The sequence below is a fragment of the Mesorhizobium sp. M0437 genome (assembly GCF_040321335.1).
Lineage (GTDB): Bacteria > Pseudomonadota > Alphaproteobacteria > Rhizobiales > Rhizobiaceae > Mesorhizobium.
Genome location: NZ_JAMYRK010000010.1, coordinates 23,442 through 46,239 on the forward strand (window position 1 = coordinate 23,442; position 22,798 = coordinate 46,239).

Below are 22,798 nucleotides of genomic sequence, written 5' to 3' on the forward strand. Positions count from 1 at the left end.
GCGATAAAGCCCATCTTCACCTCGGGGAACTGCGTTGACGTAAACGTCAACCCGAAGCTATATGCGCCGGCGGCCGTGGCTGTAAAACCAGGCAAGCGGCGAGCGACAAACGCAAGCAGACGAGGAGAACCGCCATGAGCGTTCAGGAGATTGCCGACAACATCAGGTCGCGCGTGGCGAGTGCCGGGTTCGATCGCTCGGTGAAATTCGACACCGGCAGCGACGGCGTTATCGTCATCGACGGCGCCGATGTCTCGACCACCGATGCGCCGGCCGATTGCACCATAAAGCTGTCGCTCGACGATCTGGACTCGCTGATATCAGGCGACCTCAACCCGACGATGGCCTTCATGTCCGGCAAGATAAAGGTCGAAGGCGACATGAGCGTCGCCATGGCGCTGAGCCAGCTGATCGGCTGATCCACTCCGGTCAGGGATGAAAACAAGCCGCCGTGCAATGGGCGGCTTGTTTCTGATCCGTCACGCAGCGAGCGGCAGCCTCTGCGCCTTCAACTTGCGCCCTGCCGCCTTCAGGGTGCCTTGCGCGCCGTCGAGCGCGCCGACAACCAGTTCCCGCGCCAGCAGGCGGTGCCGCTCGTAAGGCCCCGGCATGGCCAGCGAGCCGGTCTTTGCGGCCGAAAACCCGAAGCGCTCGTAATAGGGCGCGTCGCCGACCAGCAGGATCGCCACATGGCCAAGCCGCTCGGCCTCGGTGACCGCATGGCGCATCAGCGCCGAGCCGATGCCGGCATTTTTCAGCGCCGGGTCGACCGCAAGCGGGCCGAGCAGCAGCGCTGCCGTGCCGCCCTCGCCCAGCACCACGTCCCACAGCCGCACCGTGCCGGCAACAGTGCCCGACGCATCGCGCGCGACAAAGGCAAGGCCCTCCGAAGGCCGGCGGCCGCGCCGCAGCTTTTCCGACGACTTCTTCCGGCGCTTCGGCCCCATGGCGCGATCGAGCAAAGCCTCGCGCGCCGGGACGTCGGCGGCGGTTTCGGCGACGACCGCAATCTCCGCCCTCGAGGGGGAGATGTCGCCGAAGGCGACAGAGGGGGTTGTCGCGCGTGAAGCGCCGGCCTCCATCTGCGGCAGGAGGCCGAGTCCAGTCGAACCGACCCCCTCTGGCCGCTTCGCGGCCATCTCCCCCTCGAGGGGGGAGATTCCCACGCCTTCAACAATGAGATCTGCAATGTTCATTTCCGCGATCCTGCACAAGCGGATTGTTCCACAGGCGAGCCCGGGCGGGCGACAGGCGCCCACCGGGGATGATCTGAGCAACTCTTGCGAGCCCTCAGATCACGTAGGATCGGAGAGGCTCGAAGCCGTTGAAGGCGACCGAGGCGTAGGTCGTCGTGTAGGCGCCGGTGCCCTCGATCAGCACCTCGTCGCCGATGGTCAGCGACAGGGGCAGCGGGTACGGCGTCTTTTCGTACATCACGTCGGCCGAATCGCAGGTCGGGCCGGCGAGCACGCAAGGCGCGGTCTCGCTGCCGTCATGCGCGGTGACGATCGGGTAGCGGATCGCCTCGTCCATCGTCTCGGCGAGACCGCCGAACTTGCCGATGTCGAGGAACACCCAGCGCACATTGTCGTTATCGGCTTTCTTCGAGATCAGCACGACTTCCGACTTGATGACGCCGGCATTGCCGACCATGCCGCGGCCCGGCTCGATGATCGTCTCGGGGATCGCGTTGCCGAAATGCTTCCTGAGCGCCGAGAAGATCGCCTGGCCGTAGGCCTGCGCCACCGGCACATCCCTGAGATAGCGGGTCGGGAAGCCGCCGCCCATATTGACCATCTTCAGCACGATGCCTTCGTCGGCCAGCGTCGCGAACACCTTCTTGGCGTCGGCCAGCGCGCGGTCCCAGGCGGTCAGGTCGGTCTGCTGCGAGCCGACATGGAACGACACGCCATAAGCATCGAGACCGAGCGCCCTGGCATGGCGCAGCACGTCGACCGCCATCGCCGGCACACAGCCGAACTTGCGCGACAGCGGCCATTCGGCGCCCTCGCCGTCGGTCAGGACGCGGCAGAACACGCGGGCGCCGGGAGCGACGCGAGCGATCTTCTCGACCTCCTCGACGCAGTCCACCGCAAACAGCTTGATGCCGAGCTGGTAGGCGCGCTGGATGTCGCGCTCCTTCTTGATGGTGTTGCCGAAGGAGATGCGGTCCGCCGGCGCACCGGCGTCCATCGCCATCTCGACTTCGGCAACGGAAGCGGTGTCGAAGGACGAGCCCATCGCAGCAAGCAGGCGCAGGATTTCCGGCGCCGGATTTGCTTTCACCGCATAGTAGATTTTCGAATCGGGAAGCGCCTTCTCGAAGGCGCGGAAATTGTCGCGCACGACATCGAGGTCGACGACCAGGCACGGGCCGTTCGGACGTCGGGTGGCGAGAAAGTCAAGGATGCGCTGAGTAGCCATCGGGTCTCTCCATCAGCGCCTTGCGGCGCGCACAAAGGCTTGCGGACGCGGGCTCTCGACCTCGCGAACACGCGGTGGACAAAGGCGGGACGTCAAATCCATGGAACCAGCCGGTGGAGACCCCGGAACCATGAAGCGCCGTCTCGCGGCGGTGAACCTTGGCCTTGCCCGGCCTCGGTTCGCTTTGTCTGCCTTGGCTTGGATGGGAGACCCGTCCGCACTGCCGGCAATGAAGGTGTGCCTCTTCAGTAACCCCGGTCTTTGGACGACCGGCAGAACACCAGAAAGGCCCGCACCGTCGTTGCTTCAAGGTGTCCTCGGTTGGCGGTTGGCCGCTAAACCGACTGGAGGGGTTGGCTCCAGTTACCTTACCGATTACCCTCACCATTCGAGGATCGGCGGACACCCACAGGCACGTGCGACTTTGGGCAAGCGCGATATAAGATCGAAAGATTTCACAATCAATAAAAATCGTATGGCAGGTTGTAAAATTTGTGGCATCGAACAATGCTGCGGCAACCAGGGGAACAATGCTGCGGCAAGCACATCCGGATATCGAACGCATGACAGGCACTCGCGGCCCGCTGAACGTTTTTCTCGATCTTGATCAAGTCCCTGTTACCAATGCGCAATCCGGCCCGCTTGCCGGCTTGCGGCTTGCCGTAAAGGACATCTTCGACGTCGCCGGCTACCGCACCGGCTGCGGCAATCCGCAGAAATACCGGGACGCTTCACCGGCCATGGCGACCGCGCCGGCCGTCCAGGCGCTGCTTGATTCGGGCGCCCGCTTCGTCGGCAAGACGCAGACCGACGAGCTCGCATTTTCCCTGCTGGGGCTGAACGCGCATTTCCCGTCGCCCATCAACCCGGCAGCACCCGACCGCGTCACCGGCGGCTCGTCCTCCGGTTCTGCCGCGGCAGTCGCCGGCGGGCTGGCCGACATTGCAACCGGATCGGACACCGGCGGCTCGATCCGAGCGCCGGCAAGCTTCTGCGGCCTGATCGGCCTCAGGACGACGCATGGCCGTATCCCACTCGACGGCGCCATGCCGCTGGCGCCTTCGCTGGACACATTCGGTTGGTTCGCAAGCGACATCGTCATCTACGAAAAGGTCGGCACGGTGCTGCTCGGCGACGATCCGCATTCCCATGAACTGAGACGCCCCGTCACTCTCGCTGCGCTGGACGGCCTCGTGCTCGGCCCGCACGAGGCCGACGAATATCGCGCCATGCTCCGCAGTGTCGCTTCGGTGCTGGGCGCACCGCGCAGCGTCGGCCCGCTGTCGCATTCGACCGACGATCTCTATTGGTGCTTCCGCAAGCTGCAAGGCTATGAAGCCTGGCAAAGTCACGGCGCCTGGATCGCCGGCGGCGACCGCATGCTGGGACCCGGTGTCAAGGAGCGTTTCGAGCACGGCGCGACAATCGACGCGGCAACCGCGCAATGTGAAACGGAACGTCGCGTTTCGTTTCGCCTCGAACTGGCCGGCCTGCTTGGCGACGACGGCGTTCTTGTGCTTCCAACCGCTCCTGGTGCCGCGCCGCTCAAGGCCGCGTCATTCGACGATTTGCAGACCTATCGCGAGCGGGCGCTGAGACTGCTCTGCCTTTCCGGCCTGTCCGGCTTTCCGCAAATCACGCTGCCGCTCGGCAAGACCGGCGGGGCGCCGTTCGGCCTTTCGCTGCTCGGTCCGAAGAACAGCGACCGGCAGCTGATTGCGCTGGCCGCCCGCATCCTTTCGGCCCACCAAGGAGGCGCATGACATGGATACGCTGACCCGCATGCGCGCCTTCATCGACGTGGTCGAGGCCGAAGGATTTTCGGCGGCGGCGCGCAAGATCGGCCGCTCGAAGGCGCTATTGTCGAAATATGTGCGCGAGCTGGAGGACGAGCTCGGCGCGCTGCTGCTCAACCGCACCACCAGGCAGTTTTCCCTGACCGAGGCCGGCCACACCTATTACCGGCGCGCCTCGGAGATCGTGCGCGAGGTCGACAGCCTTGCCGATGCGGTGCGCGAATCCTCCGGCGACGTGCGCGGCAGGATCAAGCTGTCGGCGCCGCGCACCTTTGCCGACGCGCCGATCGGCCAATCGCTGATCGACTTCGCCAAGCAGCATCCCGACATCGTGCTCGACATTCATCTCGACGACCGCTTCGTCGATCTGGTCGAAGAGGGTTTCGATCTGGCAGTGCGCATTTCGCGGCTGGAAAATTCCTCACTGATCGCCAGACGCCTGGCGCCATTTTCGGTACGGCTTTGCGCGTCTCCTGAACTGATCGCCAGGCACGGCATGCCGGTCAGGCCGCAAGACCTTGCCCGCGTGCCTTGCATCATCGACACCAATGGGCGCTGGCTCACCAACTGGCCGTTCAAAGGCGACAGCGGCGATACGGTGAGCGTTTCGGTTTCCGGCCCGATCGAGGTCAACAGCCCGATGGCGGCAAGGGCCGCTGCCGTGGCTGGATTGGGATTTTCCGTCCTGCCGGATTTCATCGCCGCGCCCGACATCGAAAGCGGCAAGCTGCTGACTGCGCTGGATGACCGCATTCTGCCCGGCGGCGGCATTTTTGCCGTCTATCCGCACCGGCGCTATCTGCCTGCAAAAGTTCGCGTTTTCGTCGACTTCCTGGTGCAGTGGTTCAAGACGCTGGACAACGCATGAGCTTTCAGCCGCGTTGCGGTCCCATTTTCGCCCGCTTTCTGGTAACTGTCGGCAATTCACCGAAGTCGATTGAATCGCGACCGAGAATGCACCTGAAACGGCAAGCAATCATGCTGGCTTCGGCCTTGACCGCGACGTTTGCCGCCGTCGGACCGGCTGAGGTGCATCCCCACGTCTTCGCCGAAGCCCGCCTCGAAGTGGTCCTCGGCCCGGATCACCAAACTGTGAAGGCATTGCGCCATGTCTGGCGCTTCGACGATTTGTTTTCGAGCACGGTGATGATGGAGTTCGACAAGAATTCCGACCTGAAACTCGACGACAAGGAGCTGAAGGATGTCGCCGACACCGTCCATGCCTCGCTTGCCGAATTCAACTATTTCCAGCTCGTCACCGTCGACGGCAAGGACGTGGCAATGACCCCGCCGCCGCATTTGATGGCCAATTTCGACAATGACCAGTTGATCATCCTGTTTGAATCTGAACCGAAGGTACCGATCAAACTGAGCGGCAAGATAGATATCGGCGTCTACGACCCGACCTTCTACACCGCGATCGATTTCACCGAGGATGCCAATCTGCAGGTCGATGGGTTGCCGCCGACCTGCACCAGCAAGGTTGTCCGCCCGAACCCGGACGAGGCGATCGCCCAGAACCAGAAGACCCTGACCGAGGCCTTCTTCAATGATCCGACAGGCACCGACATGAGCAAGATCTTTGCCACCAAACTTGAACTGACCTGTCAGCCGGAAGGATAGATCCAGTGACCAAACCGTCCCTGCGTTTGGCATTCGGTCTTCTGGCCGTCGCCTTTGTGATGACGCACTTTCTCGGCTCCGCCCACGCCCAGAGTTCACTCGGCATCGGCACCAATGACGGCATGGCTCCAACCGCCACCGGCCCGTTCGCCCACATCCTGATGTGGATCAATCTGCGCCAGCAGGAATTCTATCATGCGCTTGCCGGCGCGATGAAGGCGATGCGCCAGGACGGCAGCAAGTTGTGGCTGCTCATCGGCCTGTCCTTTGCCTATGGCATTTTCCACGCCGCCGGCCCCGGTCACGGCAAGGCGGTGATCTCTTCCTACATGGTGGCCAATGAAGTGGCGCTCCGGCGCGGCATCATGCTGTCCTTCGTCTCGGCCCTGCTGCAGGCGCTGACCGCGATCGTGGTGATGCTGGTCGCCTATTTCTTGCTGCGCGGCACTGCTGTCTCGATGACAGACGCCGCATGGTTCCTCGAAATCATGAGCTATGTCTTCGTCACTCTGTTCGGCGCCTGGCTGCTGTGGCGCAAGGCCGGCCCGGCCATCCTTCGCGTGTTCGGCGCAAATCCGGGCTACAGCCTCTCGGCTGCCCATGCCGGCCATTCACATGCCGGCCATTCACATTCCGCGCATGCCCATGCGGCACATTCCCACGCGCTTGATGCGCATGACCACCACGATCATGCGCATGACCACGGCGCCCACGACCACGCCCATGCTGCGCACGATCACCACAGCCATGCGGCGGGCGAGGTCTGCGAGACCTGCGGGCACTCGCATGCGCCCGACCCGGCGCTGCTTTCCGGTGATCGCTTCGATTGGCGCACGGCCTGGTCGGCTGTCGCTGCCGTCGGCATCCGCCCCTGTTCCGGCGCGCTGATCGTGCTGAGCTTCGCCCTGCTGAACGGGCTATGGTTCGGCGGCATCCTGTCGGTGCTGGCCATGGCCCTCGGCACCGCAATCACCGTCTCGGCTCTGGCGACTCTTGCGGTGACCGCGAAGAACTGGGCGGTGTATTTCGCCGGCGACGGCCGCATGGGCAACCGCATCCATTCCTTCGTCGAGATCGGCGGCGCCGCCTTCGTCTTCCTGTTCGGCCTGCTGCTGCTTTCGGCCAGCCTGACTGGCGCCTGACCTCGTTGCGTCCGATCGGGGCGCTTTAACTAGGGATATTGCCGCCCAACTCGTCTTCGATATGGACGCGGATGATCTCGTCGAAGCTCGTTTCGGCGGCAAAGCCAAGCTCCCTCGAGCGCCGCGCCTCGAAGCGCGTCGGCCAGCCCTTGACGATCGCCCAGATCGTCTCGTCGGGCTCCTCGCGGATCAGTTTCACCGCCTTGGCGCCGGCGACCCGTTCCAGCGCTTCGATCTGTTCGCCGACGCTGACGGCGACGCCCGGCATCGTCAGGTTGCGGCGTGGGCCGACGGCGGTACCGTCGATCTGAGCCGCATGGATCAGGAAATTCACCGCCGAACGCGGGCTGGCGTGTGTGTGTATGACCGAGCGCGGCACCGGCAGGATCGCTTCATGGCCGCTCAGCGGCTCGCGGATGATACCGGAGAAGAACCCTGAGGCCGCCTTGTTCGGCTTTCCCGGCCTGACGCAGATGGTCGGCAGCCTGATACCGATGCCGTCGAAGAAACCGCGGCGCGTATAGTCGGCAAGCAGCGCCTCGCCGATCAGCTTCTGCGTGCCGTAGGAGGTCAGCGGCGTCGGGTGGAACTCGTCCGGAATGATGTCGGGAAACGGTGCGCCGAACACGGCGATCGACGAGGTGAAGACGACGCGTGGCGTATAGGCGGCCAAGCGGATGGCATCGAACAGCGCCCTGGTGCCGTCGAGATTGACGCGATAGCCGAGATCGAAATTGGCCTCCGCCTCACCCGACACCACGCCGGCGAGATGGAAGATCACGTCGGGGCGCGGCGCGACCAGATTTGCGGTCGCTCCCGGTGCGGCAAGGTCGCCGGTGTGGAGGGTAATGCTGACACCTTCGAGCACCGGCGCTTGCGGCGGCACGATATCGTGAAGATCGAGCGCGGCGATCTTGCGGCCGCCGAGCGTCCCGTCCTTGGCCAACCTGGCGATGAGTTTGCGGCCGACCATGCCTGCCGCGCCGGTAATCAGAATGCGCATGTCACTTTCCCTTTTTGCGCTGGCTGCGGCTACGCAGCCAGAACACGACGAAGATTGCCACCATGAAGATCGCCGCGACGACACCGGCAAGCACCGTCGAGACCCTGCCGACCGCCAGCATCACTGTTGGAAGATAATAGGCTGCGATGCCGAACAGCAGCAAAACCCAAGCGGCGCCGATTGCCGCATTGCGGGTGTCGCGGTCCATCACGCGGCGCCAGGGTGGCGAGAGTTCATGTCGATCGTTGCCAATGCCCAGAACTCCCGAAGTCAGTGATAATGGCCGCGGTGCGGTGCCGCATCATGCGCGTGATCGTGCTCGTCATCATGCTCATGGCTGTCGGCACATCGGCCGAATTCCGGTTCGACCGTGGCATGGGCTATGCCATGTTCCGCCGCAAGCCGCTTCTTGATCGCGCTGACCGCCATATGCGCGTCGACGCCGTCATTGAGGCAGGCATGCAACGTCGCCATGTTGCTGGAACCGTCGATCGACCAGACATGCATGTGATGCACCTCGCGCACGCCCTTGATTGTCGCCTCGATGTCCCTGGCGATCAGGTCGCGGTCGAGGCTTGCCGGCACGCCTTCGAGCAGGACGTGGGCGGCTTCGCGCATCAGCGACCAGGCCGTGGACAGGATCAGCAGCGCGACAAGCACCGACAGGATCGGATCGATGGGCGTCCAGCCCGTCGCCAGGATCACCAGCGCCGCCACGATCGCCGCGGCCGAGCCGAGCAGGTCGCCGAGCACATGCAGGATGGCGCCGCGCATGTTCAGGCTGCCGCGGTCGCCGCCATGCAGCACGAAGAAAGAGCCGATATTGATCGCAAGGCCGGCGATGGCAACGACCAGCATCGGCCCGCCGAGCACGGGCTCAGGCGTCAGCAAACGCCCCCAGGCCTCGTAGACGATCCACAGCGCAATGGCGAAGATGGCGATGCCGTTGGTATAGGCGACCAGTGTCTTGACCCGGCCGAAACCATAGGTGAGGCGCACGGTTGCCGGCCGGCCCGCGAGATGGAAGGCATACCAGGCAAGGCCGAGCGCAATGCAATCGGCAAGCATGTGGCCGGCATCCGCCAGCAGCGCCAGCGATCCCGTCAAGAGACCGCCAAGCGTTTCGACGACCATGAAGCCGGCGGTCAGGCAGGCCGCGATCAGCACGCGCTTCTTGTCGGTCGAGCCGTGCACATGCCCGGCACCGTGACTGTGGTCGTGGCCCTGCGAAGCGTGGTCGTGGGTATGCGCCATCTATAGCCCCTGCTAGAGCCTGATCCATCCCGGCAGACTCGGGATGGAGGCTCTGTCTTCTTGTTTGACCATGATCTTATCCGAAAACCGGCGTCCACTTTTCGGGATCATGGTCAGGCGCCGAACTCAGCGCGAAAATCCTCGAGCCGCCGCCTTTGCTGGCCATCGCTGTCGAAATTAGCCGGATCGAGCCACGCCTCATAGGCTCTGCGCAGATCTGGCCATTCCCTGTCGATGATCGAATACCACGCGGTATCGCGGTTTTCGCCCTTGACCACAAGATGCTGACGGAAAATGCCCTCGAACTTGAAGCCGAAACGTTCCGCCGCGCGCTTCGACGGCTCGTTGCGGTTGTTGCATTTCCATTCGTAGCGGCGGTAGCCAAGCTCGTCGAAGACGTACTTCATGAACAGGAACTGCGCTTCCGTCGCCGCCGGCTTTCGCGAGATCAGCGGACCCCAATATATGTTGCCGATCTCGATGACGCCGTAGGCGGCGTCGATGCGCATCAGCGTCTGGCGCCCGGCAACCTTGCCGCTGGCCTTGTCGATGACCGTGAAGAACAGCGGGTCCTCGCTGGCTTCTGCCTTGTCCAGCCACGGCTGGAAGGCGGCACGGCTCTCCGGCGGGTAGTCTGGCAGCCAGGCGAAGCGATCGCCGGCATCGGCCACCGACGAGGCCTCGAACAAACCGTCACCGTGTTTTTCGGCGTTAAGCGGCTCCAGCCTGACAGTTCGCCCCTCCAGCACCTTGCGTTCGGGCCGCGGGCGCGGTTGCCAATTCTTGAGATTTTCCGACACCGAAAACTCCAATCCGTTTGACTTTTGCGGGCGGACGCTCACAAAAACGCACGCTCGCTGAAAGAACCACACGGACGGGAAAAATGCTCCACACGATTTCGGCCTTCGACCGCCTCGGCGAGGAAAATGCGTTCGCGGTGCTGGCGCGTGCCACGGCACTTGCCCATCAGGGCCGCGACATTGTCAATCTCGGCATCGGCCAGCCCGACTTCAAGACGCCGCAGCACATCGTCGAGGCCGCGATCAAGGCGCTGCGCGACGGCCATCACGGCTATACGCCGGCCAACGGCCTGCTGGCGACGCGCGAAGCGGTGGTACGCCGCACGCTGGCCACCACCGGCGTCGAAGTCTCGCCGGAAGCGGTGATGATCCTGCCCGGCGGCAAGCCGACCATGTTCGCGGCGATCCTGATGTTCGGCGAGCCGGGCGCCGAAATCCTCTATCCCGATCCCGGCTTTCCGATCTACCGCTCGATGATCGAGTTCACCGGTGCTGCCCCCATCCCGGTGCCGATGCGCGAGGAGAACGGCTTTGCCTTTTCGGCCGCGGAAACACTGGCGCTGATCACGCCGAAGACCAGGCTGCTGATCCTCAACTCGCCCGCCAACCCGACCGGCGGCGTCACCCCCCGCGCCGAGATCGAGAAGCTGGTCAAGGGCCTGGAAGCGCACCCGGACGTCGCCATCCTCTCCGACGAGATCTACGACGTGATGACCTATGACGGCGAGACGCACTGTTCGCTGCTCGCCTTCCCCGAAATCCGTGATCGGCTGATCGTGCTCAACGGCTGGTCGAAGACCTGGGCGATGACCGGCTGGCGCATGGGCTGGTCGATCTGGCCGAACGGCGACAAGGGCGCGCATCTCTATGACAAGGTGCGCAAGCTGGCGGTCAATTGCTGGTCCTGCGTCAACGCGCCGAGCCAGTATGCCGGCATTGCCGCCATCGACGGCCCGCAGGACGATGTCGACAAGATGATGCGCGCCTTCGACCGCCGCAGGAAGGTCGTGGTCGAAGGGTTGAATGCCTTGCCCGGCGTTTCCTGCATTACGCCGAAAGGCGCCTTCTATGCCTTCCCCAATGTTTCCAAGACCGGCTGGAAGGCCAAGAAGCTCGCCTCGGCGCTGCTCGAGGATGCCGGCGTGGCGCTGATCGGCGGCCCCGATTTCGGCATTCTCGGCGAAGGCTATGTCAGGCTGTCCTACGCCAATTCCGAGGAGAACATCCTGCGCGCGCTGGAGCGGATCGAGGCGTTCCTGGCGAAGTGAGGACGACGAAAGGAGAAGCCAGATGTTCTATGCCATTCTTGCCTATCACGAGGAAGAAGCGATTACGGCACTGACGCCTGAGCAGGATGCGGCGCTGATGACCGATCTTCTCCAGATCAACGATCGGCTCTACCGGCAAGGCACCCTTGGGCCGGCGGCCCGGCTCGGCGCGACACAAGACGCCTGCACCTTGCGCGGGCCAGGCACCGGAATGGTTATCGACGGCCCTTTCGCCGAGACCAAGGAACAATTGCTGGGGCTCTATGTCGTCGACTGCGCCAGCCGTGACGCCGCCATCGACATTGCGCGCGACCTTCGCCGCGTCAATCCGACAGCCGTCTACGAAATCCGCCCGATTTCGCTCTATCTTCCCGGCGTGCCGCTTCCGGTCACCCGGCCCTAGGACGTAGACTCATAGCTACGTGGCCAGATGCGGATTGCGACCAGTTTTAGGGCGGCAAGAAAGTTCTCAGCCAGCTTGTCGTAGCGCGTCGCGATGCGACGGAACTGTTTGGCTTTGTTGAAGAAGCGCTCGATCAGGTTACGGGCTTTGTATAGGAAGGGCTGAAGCAGATCGGGGCCTTGCGATAGGCTTTGGGCGGGATATTGGCCCAAGTGTTCTGGTCGGTGATGGCAGTGCGCAATGCGTTGGCATCGTAGCCCTTGTCGGCGAGCAGCATCGCACCTTCAGGCAAATCTTTGATCAAGTCCGCTGCGGAGGCAGACATTTGGCTATGAAAGTGCCGTCCAGACCACACTCTCAAGATCGGGAGAGTAGCGGGCGATGATAGCCTCTTGATCATTTTCCTGCGTAAGAATTATCTGCTTCCCAGTAGCGTCACCGAGCAATCGCATAAAGCGGTCAAGCTTCTCAACCTCGGTTTTTCCGCTGACTTGCCTTGGATCGAAGTCGAACTCAATTTCGACAGCGCTGAAGAAGTGACATGCAAGCTGGATTGGCCCGACGTAAAAAGACAGTAAGCTGCCTGTTTCGCTTTCCAGGGCCGCTTCGACGCCCAATGGCATCGACTCGATCTTGCCGGAGACACTGAAACTAGCAGGCGGGGTCCATTCGAGGAGGATGTCCCAGACGACCTGCCAATCTGCCTCAGACGTGTTCAGAACGTAGATGTCTCGCCAGGAGCCGTCCCAAGCGAAATCCGATGCTATCTGTTCCCAATTCATGCATGAACCATTCTCTATGACTGCAATTCAAGCATGACATGTGCCATGACCGCTTTCCACAAATCCCAAGCCCGCTTTCCACCTATCCCGGTCATTCCGCATTTATGAGTTTACGGCCTAGTCTAGTGCATGTCGCCCAAAGTGCGCAGCGGTTTTGGGACAACGACATGTATACAACCTGGACCGGTTGCCTACCCTCGCCCGACAAACGGCATCTTCGTCGCCATCACGGTCATGAACAGCACGTTCGCGTCGAGCGGCAGGCTGGCCATATGGAGGACGGCATCGGCGACGCGCTCGACATCCATCACCGCTTCGGCGGCAATGGTGCCGTTGGCTTGCGGCACGCCGACCGTCATCGCCTGCGCCATGTCGGTCAGCGCGTTGCCGATGTCGATCTGGCCGCAAGCAATGTCGAAGGGCCTGCCGTCCAGCGCCAGCGTCCTGGTCAGCCCGGTGATGGCGTGCTTGGTCGCCGTATAGGGCACCGAGCCCGGCCGTGGCGCATAGGCCGATACCGAGCCGTTGTTGATGATGCGGCCGCCCATCGGCTGCTGCCTGCGCATGGCGCCGAACGCGGCGCGAGCACACAGGAACGAGCCGGTGAGATTGACCCCGACGATGTCGTTCCACACGTCGACCGGGATGTCGTCGATCAATGTCGATTTGTAGCTCGTGCCGGCATTGTTGAAGAGCAGGTCGACGCGCCCGAAAGCCGCAGCCACCGTCTCGAACAGATCGTCGACCTGATCGGCCTTGCTGATGTCGCAGGCGAAGGCCAATGCCTTGGCCTGCGTCGGCCCGGCCGCGGCGATCGCATCCTCCAGCACCGGCTTGCGGCGACCGCAGAAGACCGTATTCCAGCCGGCCTTGAGCAGCGCCGTGGCGACGCTTTTGCCGATGCCCGTGCCGGCGCCGGTGACGATGGCGGTTTTATAGTCGGTCATGGCTGTACTCCCTGAAAGGGATGAGGCATCGCAAATGACGGGAACCATGGCAAGCCGGCCCAAAGCCTGTGCTCACAAAAAGGGCGGCCGTTGGCGACCGCCCCTGATCCGAACCGGGCATGGGAGGAGGAAAACCGATCCGACTGACTGAAATCATGCGCTCACCGGATTAACGAGAAGCTAACGCCAACGGCGCCGAGCTCCGAGGCTTCCTCTTCGAGCTACCAGCGCGAGCCTGCGACCGGCTTGGCCGTGCTGCCCGCTGCCGGCACCTTCGCCGCCGTCACCGTCGCCTCGACATGGTCGACCAGCGCATCCGGCAGGCCGAGACGGCCGGCAAGCAGGTCGAGATAGCCGCGTTCGGCCCGCGTGTCCGGATCGATGGCAAGACGCGAGGCGGTGTAGAGTTCCAGCTTTTGCGCATCGGTCTTGGCCCCGGCGATCAGCACATCCAGATCGAGCGGCGCCTCCAGTTCCGACATCAGGAATTTCTCCGCTTCGGCGCCGACGCCGGCGAGGCTGAGCTTGCCGGCGATCTTCTGCCGCTCTTCGTCATCGACGTGACCGTCGGCCTTCGCCGCCGAGATCATCGCCCTGACCAGCGTCAGCGTGAATTCGTCTTCGCCCTGCGGCGCTTGCGACGGATGGAAGGCGGTATCGGCCGGCGGCGGCAGCAATTCCGGTTCGCCTGCAGCTTGCGTCTCGGCCGGCGCGTTGCCGTTCTTGTAGTTCTGGTAGGCCTTGTAGGCGAGGCCGCCGATCGCAGCCAACCCACCAAGCTTCACCGCCGCACCGGTGACCTGGCGGCCTGGGCCGGTTCCGAGCAGCACCGCGGCCAGCGCGCCGGCGGCAAGCGGATTGTCCTTGGCCATCTGCACCGCCTGCCCCGCCTTGTCGCGGACAGTCGATCCGGTGCCGGGAACTTGCGAGCCGAGCAGATCGTCGAGGAGCTTCTTGGGATCGAACATCAATGCCTCCAGAATTGGCCCGGCCGAAGGTGCGCGGGCAGGTTTGCACGTCGAAGACCTAGGTCCCGCAGTTTGACATTACAATGACGCGGCGCATCCTTTTGCCCGCTGCCACGCATGACTTCGCACCGACATCTGCTGGGATTTCACGCGGAAATTATAATGCTGCAGCCTCCATCCGCGTCAAAAAACGCGCGACGCTCTGGACATCGGACGTGTCGAAACCGCCCCCGACTTCGACTAATGTCGCGGCATGTCGCTTGAGAGGAGCCTGGCATGACCGATGAGACAGACCGCCAGCCGGCACGCGACCCCCAGGAACTGGAGCGCCTGTTGATTTCACGGCAATGGGTCGGAGACATTGACGGCATGGCCGCGCTTTTCGAGCAGCATGCCGTCATCGACAGCGGTGGCGGACAGCTGACGTTCGGCCGCGAAGCCATCCGGGGGCTGTTCGCGGAGATCACCGCAACCGGCCGAAAATTTCAGTCCGGAGATCAGCGCCCGGCTGTCGTCAATGGCGACCTGGCGCTGACCTCGACCCGGCTTCCTGACGGCACCATCACCACCGAGGTCGCGCGCCGGCAGAACGACGGGACATGGCTGTGGGTCATCGATCGTTTCTCTGTTGCTTAACGTAAAGTTGCTTAACGTGAAGCTAACTTCCGATGTGGCGGTCGCCGCGCGCTTGCGCCAGCTCGACTTGGCGCTGGCGCTCGGCGTAGCGGGCGCGATCTTCGTCCGAGCGGGCATCGAAGCAATGCGGGCATGAAACGCCGGTGGCATATTGCGGCGACAGCCGGTCTTCCGCGGCTAGCGGATGCCGGCAGGCGCGGCAGAGTTCGGCCTCGCCTTCGACCAGCCCGTGCGATACCGAAACGCGCTCGTCGAAGACGAAGCATTCGCCTTGCCAGAGGCTCTGTTCGGCGGGCACGTCCTCGAGATATTTCAGAATGCCGCCCTTGAGGTGGAACACATCCTCCAAACCGAGCGACTTCACATAGGCTGTCGCTTTCTCGCAGCGAATGCCGCCGGTGCAGAACATGGCGACCTTGCGCCCGTCGAGCTCGTGCCGATGCTGCTCGACCCAGGCCGGGAATTCGCGGAAGCTGTTGGTGGCGGGATCGACAGCGCCCTTGAAGGTGCCGAGCGACACCTCGTAGGCATTGCGCGTGTCGATGACGATGGTGCCCGTATCCGAGATCAGTGCATTCCAGTCGGCCGGCGCGACATAGGTGCCTGCACCTGCCGCCGGATCGATATTCTCCACGCCCATGGTGACGATCTCGCGCTTCAACCGCACCTTCATGCGGTGGAACGGCATCGTTGCGGCGCTGCTGTATTTGATCTCGAGGCCGGCGAGACCGTCGATGGATTCGAGATGATCGATGAGCGCGGCGATTGCCGTTTCACTGCCGGCGACCGTGGCGTTGATGCCCTCACGCGCCAACAGCAGCGTGCCTTTGATGCCGCGTGCGTAGCAGAAGGCGGCGAGCGGCGCGCGCAGCGCCTCGAAGGTGTCGAGCCGGGCGAAGCGGTAAAGCGCGGCAACGCGGAAGGCTTGGCTGGGAAGTGTCATCACCAAGCCACTAGACGCTCACGACAGCCGGATCAAGGCAGAGCCGGGAGCGGTCTGATCGCGGAAGGTTTCGAACACCACGCGTGACATCGCGACACGCCGCGTTTCGTGGACAGAAAAACCTCCTTCTGCTAACCGGTCGACTTGATCAACAGAGGAGAGACGACGAATGCCCAGCACGACCGAAAAGCTCCTGTCGCTCCTCAACGGCCAGCCGGTCATACCGGTGCTGAAGATCGCCAATCCCGCCGACGCGGTGCCGCTGGCCCGGGCGCTGGCCCGCGGCGGCCTGCCGGCGATCGAGATCACGCTGCGCACCGCCGACGCGCTGGAGGCGATCCGCCGGGTGGCGGGCGAGGTTGAAGACGCCGTCGTCGGCGCCGGCACCATCCTGGACGCCCGCCAGTTCGGCGAGGCGGCGGCCGCCGGTTCGAAGTTCATCGTCAGCCCCGGCATCACCCGCGAGCTTCTCGCGGCAGCCAAGGACAGCGACGTGCCGTTGCTGCCCGGCGCCATCACGCCGGGAGAGGTCATGGCCGCCCGCGAAGCCGGCCTGCGCTTTCTGAAATTCTTCCCGGCCGAACAGTCGGGCGGCATCGCTTCGCTCAAGGCTTTCGCCTCGCCGCTTGCCGACGTGAAATTCTGCCCGACCGGCGGTATCACCGGCAAGAATGCCGCGGACTACCTCAGCCTGCCCAACGTCATCTGCGTCGGCGGTTCCTGGGTGGCGCCGGACGATCTGGTCAAGGCCGGCAAATGGGACGAGATCGAAGCCTTGGCGCGCGCGGCAAGCAAGCTCGGGCGCTAGCATCTTCTGCATCAAAAGCCGCCGCCGATCTGGTTCGCCGGGCTGGTTCCCGCTCATGGGCTCGAACCACGATTCACGCCTTCAAAGGGCGCTGTCCTACCATTAGACGAAGCGGGAGAATGCCGACCAGTGGTTAGCATCCCTGGATGAAGGAAGCCAGTGCCGGCGGTGGAGGCCGCGCGAGGTGCCCAGCGCGGCCTACTCGGTCTTGAAGCGGGCAACCGACATGAACTTGACGGCTTTGCCGGTGAACCGGTTTGCGTCGGCCATCTCGTTGCCCGGCTGGAAGCCTATCGTATAGACCTCGCTCGGTGCCGTACGGACGAAGTCGTAGGCGTAGCGCGGCGCCGTTGTCGCATCTGAAACAGTTGCGACATACTCACCGCTGTGCAGCGCCCACCGGGCGGCCTGCGGCGCGGCGGCGACCACCACCGGCTTGGGGCCGGGCTTCAGGTCGCGGGCGGTGGCCCTGGGTTCCTTGCGTGTGGTCTTCACGCCTGCACCGATGACGGCGGCCGGATCGGAGCCGGCCGGGCGGGCAACGATGGCCTCGCGCGGCGATGCCCCGTCGCTCGATGCCCCGTCGTCGCTCGCCGGTTCCTCGAACACCGATGCTTGCTCGGAAAGCGACGCGACCTTGTATTCGTCGGTCGCGCTGACCCTTTCCAGAACGGCCTTGACCTCGTCGGGCTGGGAACTGTCGGGCCGCGCCGACGGCAACACCGAGAATGCGTCGGTGGCGGTGTTGCTCCGCTCGGCCGCACTCGCCAGCGCCAGCAACACTTGCTTGTCCTGCGGCGCAAGACTAGCAGGCGAAAGATCGGCCGGCAGCGAATGATCGGGCCGCCAGCTCGGCACGGGAATGTTGTTTGCAGCGACCTGCACCGGGCCGGCCGCAGCAGACGGGTCTGCTATGCCGAACGGAACATTTGCCGGCGCCACACTTGCCGGCGCTTGCGCGGTCGCCACCGCCTGTTCAGTCGATCCAGCCGCATCCGCCACGCCGAACGGAACGTTCTCAGGCGGCTGGCCGCCGACGTCCGTCTTCGGGCGCTGAGCAAAATCCGGCAGCGGGATGCTGCGGGCAGGCAATGCCGCGATGATCGTCTCCGGCGTGTCGTTCTCCGGTTCAGGCGCAGGCGCCGGAGCATCGGCGACTTCCGGAATCTGAGCGCGCTTGGCATCCTGAGGCGCGACGATGGCAATGCCAGGCAGGTTGCTGCTCTTGGCGGACGGCGCCGGCTTCACGTTACGGGGCTTTGGCGCCGGCTCGGCCATCGCCACGTCGGCGCTGTCGTCCGCCTCGTCGTCGCCACCGCCGAAGAGGGCTGCCAAGAACCCACGGGATTTTTTGGCACCGCCGCTTGCGCTGGCGAGTTCGATGGCCGGCGCGCCGGCCCCCTTGCGGGCTTTGTAGGAGGCGAGCGCCTGTTGATAGCCAGGCAGCGGCTTGCCGTCGCTCGGCACATGCAGCGTCTTGCCGTTGGGGAACACGCGCGCCAGTTCCTGGCGGCTGATGCCGGGCCAGTGGCGTACATTGCCGACATCCATATGCACGAAGGGCGAGCCGGAGCTGGGATAGTAGCCGACGCCGCCGCCCTGCATCCTGAGGCCGACGTCGCGCAGCTTCTTCAGCGGCACGCCGGGAATATAGAAATCCATCGCCCTGCCGAGCATGTGCTGGCTTTTTTCGGCGACGCCCCTGCTGCGGCTGCGCAGCATCGAATTCGTGGCCGGCGAACGATAGCCGCAGACGACCTGTATGTAGTCGGTGGCGCCGCTCTCCCGATAGGCCTCCCAGACCAGGTCCAGCAGGCGCGGATCCATCTTGGTCGGCTCGTTGCGACGCCAGTCGCGCAGGATGATGTTGATCTTTCGCAAGCCCGCCTGGTCGTAGCGGCCGTTGCGCTTGTAGACGATCTCCGCCTTTTCATGCGTGTGGAGATGATAGAGCTTCAGCGAACGTGTCTCGGCGCTGGCGCCGGTTGCCGCCGCTGCAAGGAACCCGACGGCAACAATCACCGCTGCCAGCCATCTCGGCCAGACGCTCATGTGATAATGCCGCCCGTTTTCGTGTCGTTCGATTCTGTTCAAATCAAAAGGCCTTGCAGGCTGCCGTTTTGTCCCCGGATTTGACCAAACGGATGCGTGGTGTGTGCATCCGAATATCGATCCTAATGTTTAATCATCGCTTATTGAAGCCGAAATGCGGTAACACGGTGGCGATATCCCGCCAAAAATATTGCGCAGGATATCTTGGTAAACCGCTGGTTTAGATCATGTTTTGGCGCCAGCTCGAAACACGATCTGTTACCGTCCGCCTTAATACGTGAACACTGTGGCGAACACATCATTTCGAGGCGCAGTTGCGTGGGATGATGCCCGGATGAGAACCGGCTTGGCCCTGTGACTCAGGAAGCGAGCCGTTCGACGCGGCCGGTTTCCGGGTCGATGCCGTATTCCTTGAGCTTGCGGTAGAGCGTCGACCGGCCGATGCCGAGGCGGCGGGCGACTTCGCTCATCTGGCCGTTATAGTGATCGATGGCGAGCTTGATCATTTCGAGTTCGACGTCGGCCAGCGCACGCACATTGCCGCGCTCGTCGAGCGCCCGCAGCGTGCCGAAACGAGGCCTGGCCGGTGCATCGGGCTCGGCCGCGGCGACGCCGACGGCGGCCGGGACGTTATCACGCGGCTGGCTGCCCGAAGCCACTCCAGAAGCTGGCCACCCTGAAGCTGGCCCCACTGAATTGGGCAAGGCGATACCCGCATCGAGATTGACCGTGCCCTCGACCTGCGCCCGGATCTGCGGGAACTCTTCTTCAGTCAGCATGTCGCCGTCGGCAAGCACCGAAGCCCGGAAGACGGCATTTTCGAGCTGCCTTATGTTGCCCGGCCAGTCATAGGCCTGCAGCATGGCAAGCGCCGCAGCCGAGATGCCCCGCAGGCGGTGGCGCGGATCGGCGGGCGCCACCTTCTCCATGAAGTGCTCGACCAGATAGGGGATGTCGCCGCGACGGTCGCGTAATGGCGGCACGAAGATCGGATAGACGTTCAGCCGGTAGAACAGGTCCTCGCGGAACTTTCCGTCCTTGACCTGCTGCAGCAGGTTGCGATGGGTTGCCGAGATCAGCCTGATGTCGACCCTGACGGTCGAGCGCCCGCCAACCCGATCGACCTCGCCGTCCTGTACGGCGCGCAACAGCTTGACCTGCACGTCGAGCGGCAGGTCGCCGATCTCGTCAAGGAACAGCGTGCCGGTGTGCGCTTCGACGAACTTGCCGGTATGTTTTTCGGTGGCGCCGGTGAACGAGCCCTTCTCGTGCCCGAACAGGATCGATTCGACCAGATTGTCGGGGATGGCGCCGCAATTGACGGTGACGAAGGGTTTCGAGCGGCGGTCGCCGCTGCCCTGGATGGCGCGCGCCACCAGTTCCTTGCCGACGCCGGATTCACCTTCGATCAGGATCGGAATGTTGGACGCCGCCGCCTTGCTGCCGAGCCGGATCACCCGATCCATCGCCGGACTGTGGGTGATCATGTCCTTGAACGTCAGATGGCCGCCGCGCTGCCGTGACGAGCGCTTCACTTCGCCTTCGAGCGCTTCGACCTTGAGGGCGTTGCCGATCGACGCCTGCAGCCTGTCGGGAGAGGCCGGCTTGACGACGAAGTCGAAGGCACCGTGACGCATTGCCGAAACGACGGTTTCGATGCCGCCCTGCGCGGTCTGCACGATGACGGGAATGTGGATGCCACGCTCGCGCATCGCCTTCAGCACGCCGATGCCATCGAGGCCCGGCATCATCAGGTCGAGGATGATCACCGACACGTCGCGCGCATTGGGTCCGTCGACGAGATCGAGACCGGCCTCGCCGCCATCGGCGACGATCGCGGTGTGGCCGAATTTCGTCACCGCCGCCTCGAGCAGCCTGCGCTGCACGGGATCGTCATCGACTATGAGTATGGAAGCTGCCATGACTGATCCGACCGTGCCCGCCCGAGAATGCGCCCTATGGATCATCTTGGCACAGGGTTCTAAATAAGCTTTCAAAAAACCCGGTGAATGAATTCCTTAGGATTTGACCGGCTTCTCGTTTCCTCGAATTTTTGTGTCTGGAAGGATCGGCAATGCGCATGGTTTTTGCTCGAAAGCTGGCGGCGGCGCCCGGTCAGGGCGTGGCGGAGCTTGGCGACCTGCCGGAATGGAATCTGGCCGATCTCTATTCGGGCATGGAGGCGCCCGAGTTGAAGCGCGACATCGCCAAGGCCGCCGCCGATGCCATCGCCTTCGAGAGCCGTTGGAAAGGCACGCTCGCCGCCGAGGCCGGGCGTGGCGGCGCCGGCAGGCTTGGCGAGGCGCTTCAGGTCTATGAAGTGCTGGAGGAGCTGATCGGCCGCATCGTCTCCTATGCCGGGCTTGTCTATGCCGGCAACACGTCGGATCCGCAGCGCGCCAAGCTCTATGGCGACATCCAGGAAAAGATGACCGATGCCAGCGCGCACCTGCTGTTTTTCGCGCTCGAGCTGAATCTCATCGACGATGGTGCGATCGAAACCGCACTCGCCGCCGATACGGCCTTCGCCCATTACCGGCCCTGGGTGCTCGATCTGCGCAAGGATAAGCCCTATCAGCTCGAAGACCGCATAGAGCAGCTCTTCCATGAAAAATCGATCACCGGGCGCGGGGCCTGGAACCGCCTGTTCGACGAGACGATGACCGATTTGCGCTTCGACGTCGACGGCGAGGAGCTGACGCTGGAGCCGGCGCTCAATCGCCTGCAGGACGCAGACAGCGAGGTGCGCCGCCGGGCGTCCGAGGCGCTGGCCACGACCTTCCGCAAGAATTTGCGCGTCTTTACGCTGGTCACCAACACGCTGGCCAAGGACAAGGAGATCTCCGACCGCTGGCGCGGCTTCGAGGACATTGCCGATTCCCGCCATCTCGCCAATCGCGTCGAACGCAGCGTGGTGGATGCGCTCGCCGCCGCGGTTCGCGACGCCTATCCACGCCTGTCGCATCGCTATTACGCGATGAAGGCGCGCTGGCTCGGCATGGAGGTGATGAACCACTGGGACCGCAATGCGCCATTGCCCGCGACCCCACAGGCGGTCATCGGCTGGGACGAGGCCAAGAACACCGTGCTTTCCGCCTACCAGCGCTTTTCGCCCGACATGGCGGAGATCGCCAGAACTTTCTTCGACCGCAACTGGATCGATGCACCGGTGAGACCCGGCAAGTCGCCTGGCGCCTTCGCCCATCCGACCGTGCCTTCGGCGCATCCCTATGTGCTGCTCAACTACATGGGCAAGCCGCGCGATGTGATGACGCTGGCGCACGAACTCGGCCACGGCGTGCACCAGGTGCTGGCCGGCGGCCAGGGCGCCCTGATGGCATCGACGCCGCTGACGCTGGCCGAAACCGCATCGGTGTTTGGCGAAATGCTGACCTTCCGCTCGCTGCTCGAGCAGACCACCGACAAGCGCGAACGCAAGGCCATGCTCGCCCAGAAGGTCGAGGACATGATCAACACGGTCGTGCGCCAGATCGCCTTCTACGAGTTCGAGCGCAAGGTGCATGCCGAGCGCAGGAGCGGCGAACTGACCTCCGACAAGCTCGGCCAGTTCTGGTTGGAAGTGCAGGCGGAAAGCCTCGGGCCGGCGATCAAGCTGCGCGAAGGGTACGAGGTTTTCTGGACCTATATCCCGCACTTCATCCACTCGCCTTTCTACGTCTATGCCTACGCATTCGGCGATTGCCTGGTGAACTCGCTCTACGCGGTCTACCAGAACGCCGAGCGCGGCTTTCAGGAGAAATATTTTGCCATGCTGCGCGCCGGCGGCACCAAGCATCATTCCGAGCTTCTAGCGCCGTTCGGCCTCGACGCGGCCGACCCTGCCTTCTGGCAGATCGGGCTTGGCGTGATCAGCGGACTGATCGACGAGCTGGAAACACTGGACAAGTGATGCGCAACACTGGGCGATGCGCAACACCGGATGACCGGG

Annotated in this window: 22 protein-coding genes, 1 tRNA gene and 1 pseudogene; 10 read left to right on the forward strand and 14 right to left on the reverse strand. The window is 63.7% G+C overall.

From position 1 onward, the window contains the following. Positions 1 to 134 precede the first annotated feature (134 nt). Entirely contained in the window at positions 135 to 419 is a 285-nt protein-coding gene (locus NKI72_RS08940) for an SCP2 sterol-binding domain-containing protein (protein WP_352448193.1), read from the forward strand. Between the two features lie 60 nt (positions 420 to 479). On the opposite strand, the gene NKI72_RS08945 is transcribed toward NKI72_RS08940, so the two are convergent. Both NKI72_RS08945 and odc2 read right to left on the reverse strand, forming a co-directional pair. Further along, complete coding sequence (locus tag NKI72_RS08945; RefSeq protein WP_352837053.1) at positions 480 to 1,082, reverse strand: GNAT family N-acetyltransferase; 603 nt, start codon at positions 1,080 to 1,082, stop codon at positions 480 to 482. 208 nt (positions 1,083 to 1,290) lie between these two features. After that, positions 1,291 to 2,424, reverse strand: a complete 1,134-nt coding sequence (gene odc2, locus NKI72_RS08950) for an ornithine/lysine decarboxylase (protein WP_352612858.1) — start codon at positions 2,422 to 2,424, stop codon at positions 1,291 to 1,293. 563 nt (positions 2,425 to 2,987) lie between these two features. On the opposite strand from odc2, the gene NKI72_RS08955 reads away from it, so the two are divergent. The 4 genes from NKI72_RS08955 to NKI72_RS08970 all read left to right on the forward strand — a co-directional run bounded on the left by NKI72_RS08955 (position 2,988) and on the right by NKI72_RS08970 (position 6,985). After that, positions 2,988 to 4,187 carry an amidase gene (locus tag NKI72_RS08955; RefSeq protein ID WP_352837046.1) on the forward strand — a complete coding sequence of 400 codons (1,200 nt, stop codon included), beginning with the start codon at positions 2,988 to 2,990 and terminating at the stop codon, positions 4,185 to 4,187. A gap of 1 nt (position 4,188) precedes the next feature. Continuing rightward, a complete protein-coding gene (locus NKI72_RS08960; protein WP_352469556.1) occupies positions 4,189 to 5,088 on the forward strand; it encodes a LysR family transcriptional regulator in 900 nt (299 codons plus the stop codon). An 86-nt stretch (positions 5,089 to 5,174) separates the two neighbouring features. Next, positions 5,175 to 5,843 carry a DUF1007 family protein gene (locus tag NKI72_RS08965; protein ID WP_352469555.1) on the forward strand — a complete coding sequence of 223 codons (669 nt, stop codon included), beginning with the start codon at positions 5,175 to 5,177 and terminating at the stop codon, positions 5,841 to 5,843. Next, positions 5,840 to 6,985: a nickel/cobalt transporter gene (locus NKI72_RS08970; RefSeq protein ID WP_352682650.1), complete on the forward strand. Its 1,146-nt coding sequence runs from the start codon at positions 5,840 to 5,842 to the stop codon at positions 6,983 to 6,985. Before NKI72_RS08965 ends, NKI72_RS08970 begins: the two co-directional genes overlap by 4 nt. 25 nt (positions 6,986 to 7,010) lie before the next feature. Here the strand turns inward: NKI72_RS08970 and denD are convergent, their stop codons facing one another. The 4 genes from denD to NKI72_RS08990 form a co-directional block, all read right to left on the reverse strand. Then, complete coding sequence (gene denD, locus NKI72_RS08975) at positions 7,011 to 7,988, reverse strand: D-erythronate dehydrogenase (protein ID WP_352682541.1); 978 nt, start codon at positions 7,986 to 7,988, stop codon at positions 7,011 to 7,013. A 1-nt stretch (position 7,989) separates the two neighbouring features. Next, entirely contained in the window at positions 7,990 to 8,196 is a 207-nt protein-coding gene (locus NKI72_RS08980) for a hypothetical protein (RefSeq protein ID WP_352539338.1), read from the reverse strand. A gap of 62 nt (positions 8,197 to 8,258) precedes the next feature. Further along, positions 8,259 to 9,242 (reverse strand): cation diffusion facilitator family transporter, encoded by a 984-nt coding sequence (locus tag NKI72_RS08985; RefSeq protein WP_352682539.1) that lies wholly within the window; start codon positions 9,240 to 9,242, stop codon positions 8,259 to 8,261. A gap of 113 nt (positions 9,243 to 9,355) precedes the next feature. Beyond that, the gene (locus tag NKI72_RS08990) at positions 9,356 to 10,042 is read right to left on the reverse strand and encodes a GNAT family N-acetyltransferase (RefSeq protein ID WP_352469551.1); all 687 of its coding nucleotides are present in this window, start codon (positions 10,040 to 10,042) and stop codon (positions 9,356 to 9,358) included. 83 nt (positions 10,043 to 10,125) lie between these two features. On the opposite strand from NKI72_RS08990, the gene NKI72_RS08995 reads away from it, so the two are divergent. Beyond that, positions 10,126 to 11,310 (forward strand): pyridoxal phosphate-dependent aminotransferase, encoded by a 1,185-nt coding sequence (locus tag NKI72_RS08995; RefSeq protein WP_352568120.1) that lies wholly within the window; start codon positions 10,126 to 10,128, stop codon positions 11,308 to 11,310. 22 nt (positions 11,311 to 11,332) lie between these two features. Continuing rightward, positions 11,333 to 11,713: a YciI family protein gene (locus NKI72_RS09000; RefSeq protein WP_352837050.1), complete on the forward strand. Its 381-nt coding sequence runs from the start codon at positions 11,333 to 11,335 to the stop codon at positions 11,711 to 11,713. On the opposite strand, the pseudogene NKI72_RS09005 reads toward NKI72_RS09000, so the two are convergent. From NKI72_RS09005 to NKI72_RS09020, 4 genes and pseudogenes are all read right to left on the reverse strand, one after another. Further along, positions 11,710 to 12,017, reverse strand: a pseudogene (locus NKI72_RS09005) (transposase); the annotation flags it as partial. The gene NKI72_RS09000 and the pseudogene NKI72_RS09005 sit on opposite strands and share 4 nt — an antisense overlap. A gap of 25 nt (positions 12,018 to 12,042) precedes the next feature. Next, complete coding sequence (locus NKI72_RS09010) at positions 12,043 to 12,495, reverse strand: hypothetical protein (protein ID WP_352448203.1); 453 nt, start codon at positions 12,493 to 12,495, stop codon at positions 12,043 to 12,045. A gap of 191 nt (positions 12,496 to 12,686) precedes the next feature. Next, the gene (locus NKI72_RS09015) at positions 12,687 to 13,442 is read right to left on the reverse strand and encodes an SDR family oxidoreductase (RefSeq protein ID WP_352469547.1); all 756 of its coding nucleotides are present in this window, start codon (positions 13,440 to 13,442) and stop codon (positions 12,687 to 12,689) included. A 221-nt stretch (positions 13,443 to 13,663) separates the two neighbouring features. Next, on the reverse strand, positions 13,664 to 14,410 hold the full coding sequence (locus tag NKI72_RS09020; protein ID WP_352488764.1) for a tellurite resistance TerB family protein: 747 nt from the start codon (positions 14,408 to 14,410) through the stop codon (positions 13,664 to 13,666). A gap of 276 nt (positions 14,411 to 14,686) precedes the next feature. Here NKI72_RS09020 and NKI72_RS09025 point away from each other — a divergent pair, with 276 nt between their 5' ends. Beyond that, positions 14,687 to 15,046 (forward strand): YybH family protein, encoded by a 360-nt coding sequence (locus NKI72_RS09025; protein ID WP_352539344.1) that lies wholly within the window; start codon positions 14,687 to 14,689, stop codon positions 15,044 to 15,046. A 22-nt stretch (positions 15,047 to 15,068) separates the two neighbouring features. Here the strand turns inward: NKI72_RS09025 and trhO are convergent, their stop codons facing one another. Next, positions 15,069 to 15,989 (reverse strand): oxygen-dependent tRNA uridine(34) hydroxylase TrhO, encoded by a 921-nt coding sequence (trhO, locus tag NKI72_RS09030; protein WP_502898571.1) that lies wholly within the window; start codon positions 15,987 to 15,989, stop codon positions 15,069 to 15,071. A gap of 169 nt (positions 15,990 to 16,158) precedes the next feature. Here trhO and NKI72_RS09035 point away from each other — a divergent pair, with 169 nt between their 5' ends. Further along, positions 16,159 to 16,797, forward strand: coding sequence for a 2-dehydro-3-deoxy-phosphogluconate aldolase (locus NKI72_RS09035; RefSeq protein WP_352469543.1), 639 nt, complete (start codon positions 16,159 to 16,161; stop codon positions 16,795 to 16,797). Positions 16,798 to 16,840: 43 nt separating this feature from the next. Here the strand turns inward: NKI72_RS09035 and NKI72_RS09040 are convergent. The 3 genes from NKI72_RS09040 to NKI72_RS09050 all read right to left on the reverse strand — a co-directional run bounded on the left by NKI72_RS09040 (position 16,841) and on the right by NKI72_RS09050 (position 20,771). Next, a tRNA-Gln gene (locus tag NKI72_RS09040) sits at positions 16,841 to 16,914 on the reverse strand. Positions 16,915 to 16,995: 81 nt separating this feature from the next. Then, positions 16,996 to 18,849 carry a peptidoglycan L,D-endopeptidase MepK gene (gene mepK, locus NKI72_RS09045; protein WP_352850064.1) on the reverse strand — a complete coding sequence of 618 codons (1,854 nt, stop codon included), beginning with the start codon at positions 18,847 to 18,849 and terminating at the stop codon, positions 16,996 to 16,998. 359 nt (positions 18,850 to 19,208) lie between these two features. Then, positions 19,209 to 20,771, reverse strand: coding sequence for a sigma-54-dependent transcriptional regulator (locus NKI72_RS09050; RefSeq protein WP_352832442.1), 1,563 nt, complete (start codon positions 20,769 to 20,771; stop codon positions 19,209 to 19,211). 152 nt (positions 20,772 to 20,923) lie between these two features. Between NKI72_RS09050 and NKI72_RS09055 the strand changes: the two genes are divergently transcribed. Next, positions 20,924 to 22,759, forward strand: a complete 1,836-nt coding sequence (locus tag NKI72_RS09055) for a M3 family oligoendopeptidase (protein ID WP_352850065.1) — start codon at positions 20,924 to 20,926, stop codon at positions 22,757 to 22,759. Positions 22,760 to 22,798 lie beyond the last annotated feature (39 nt).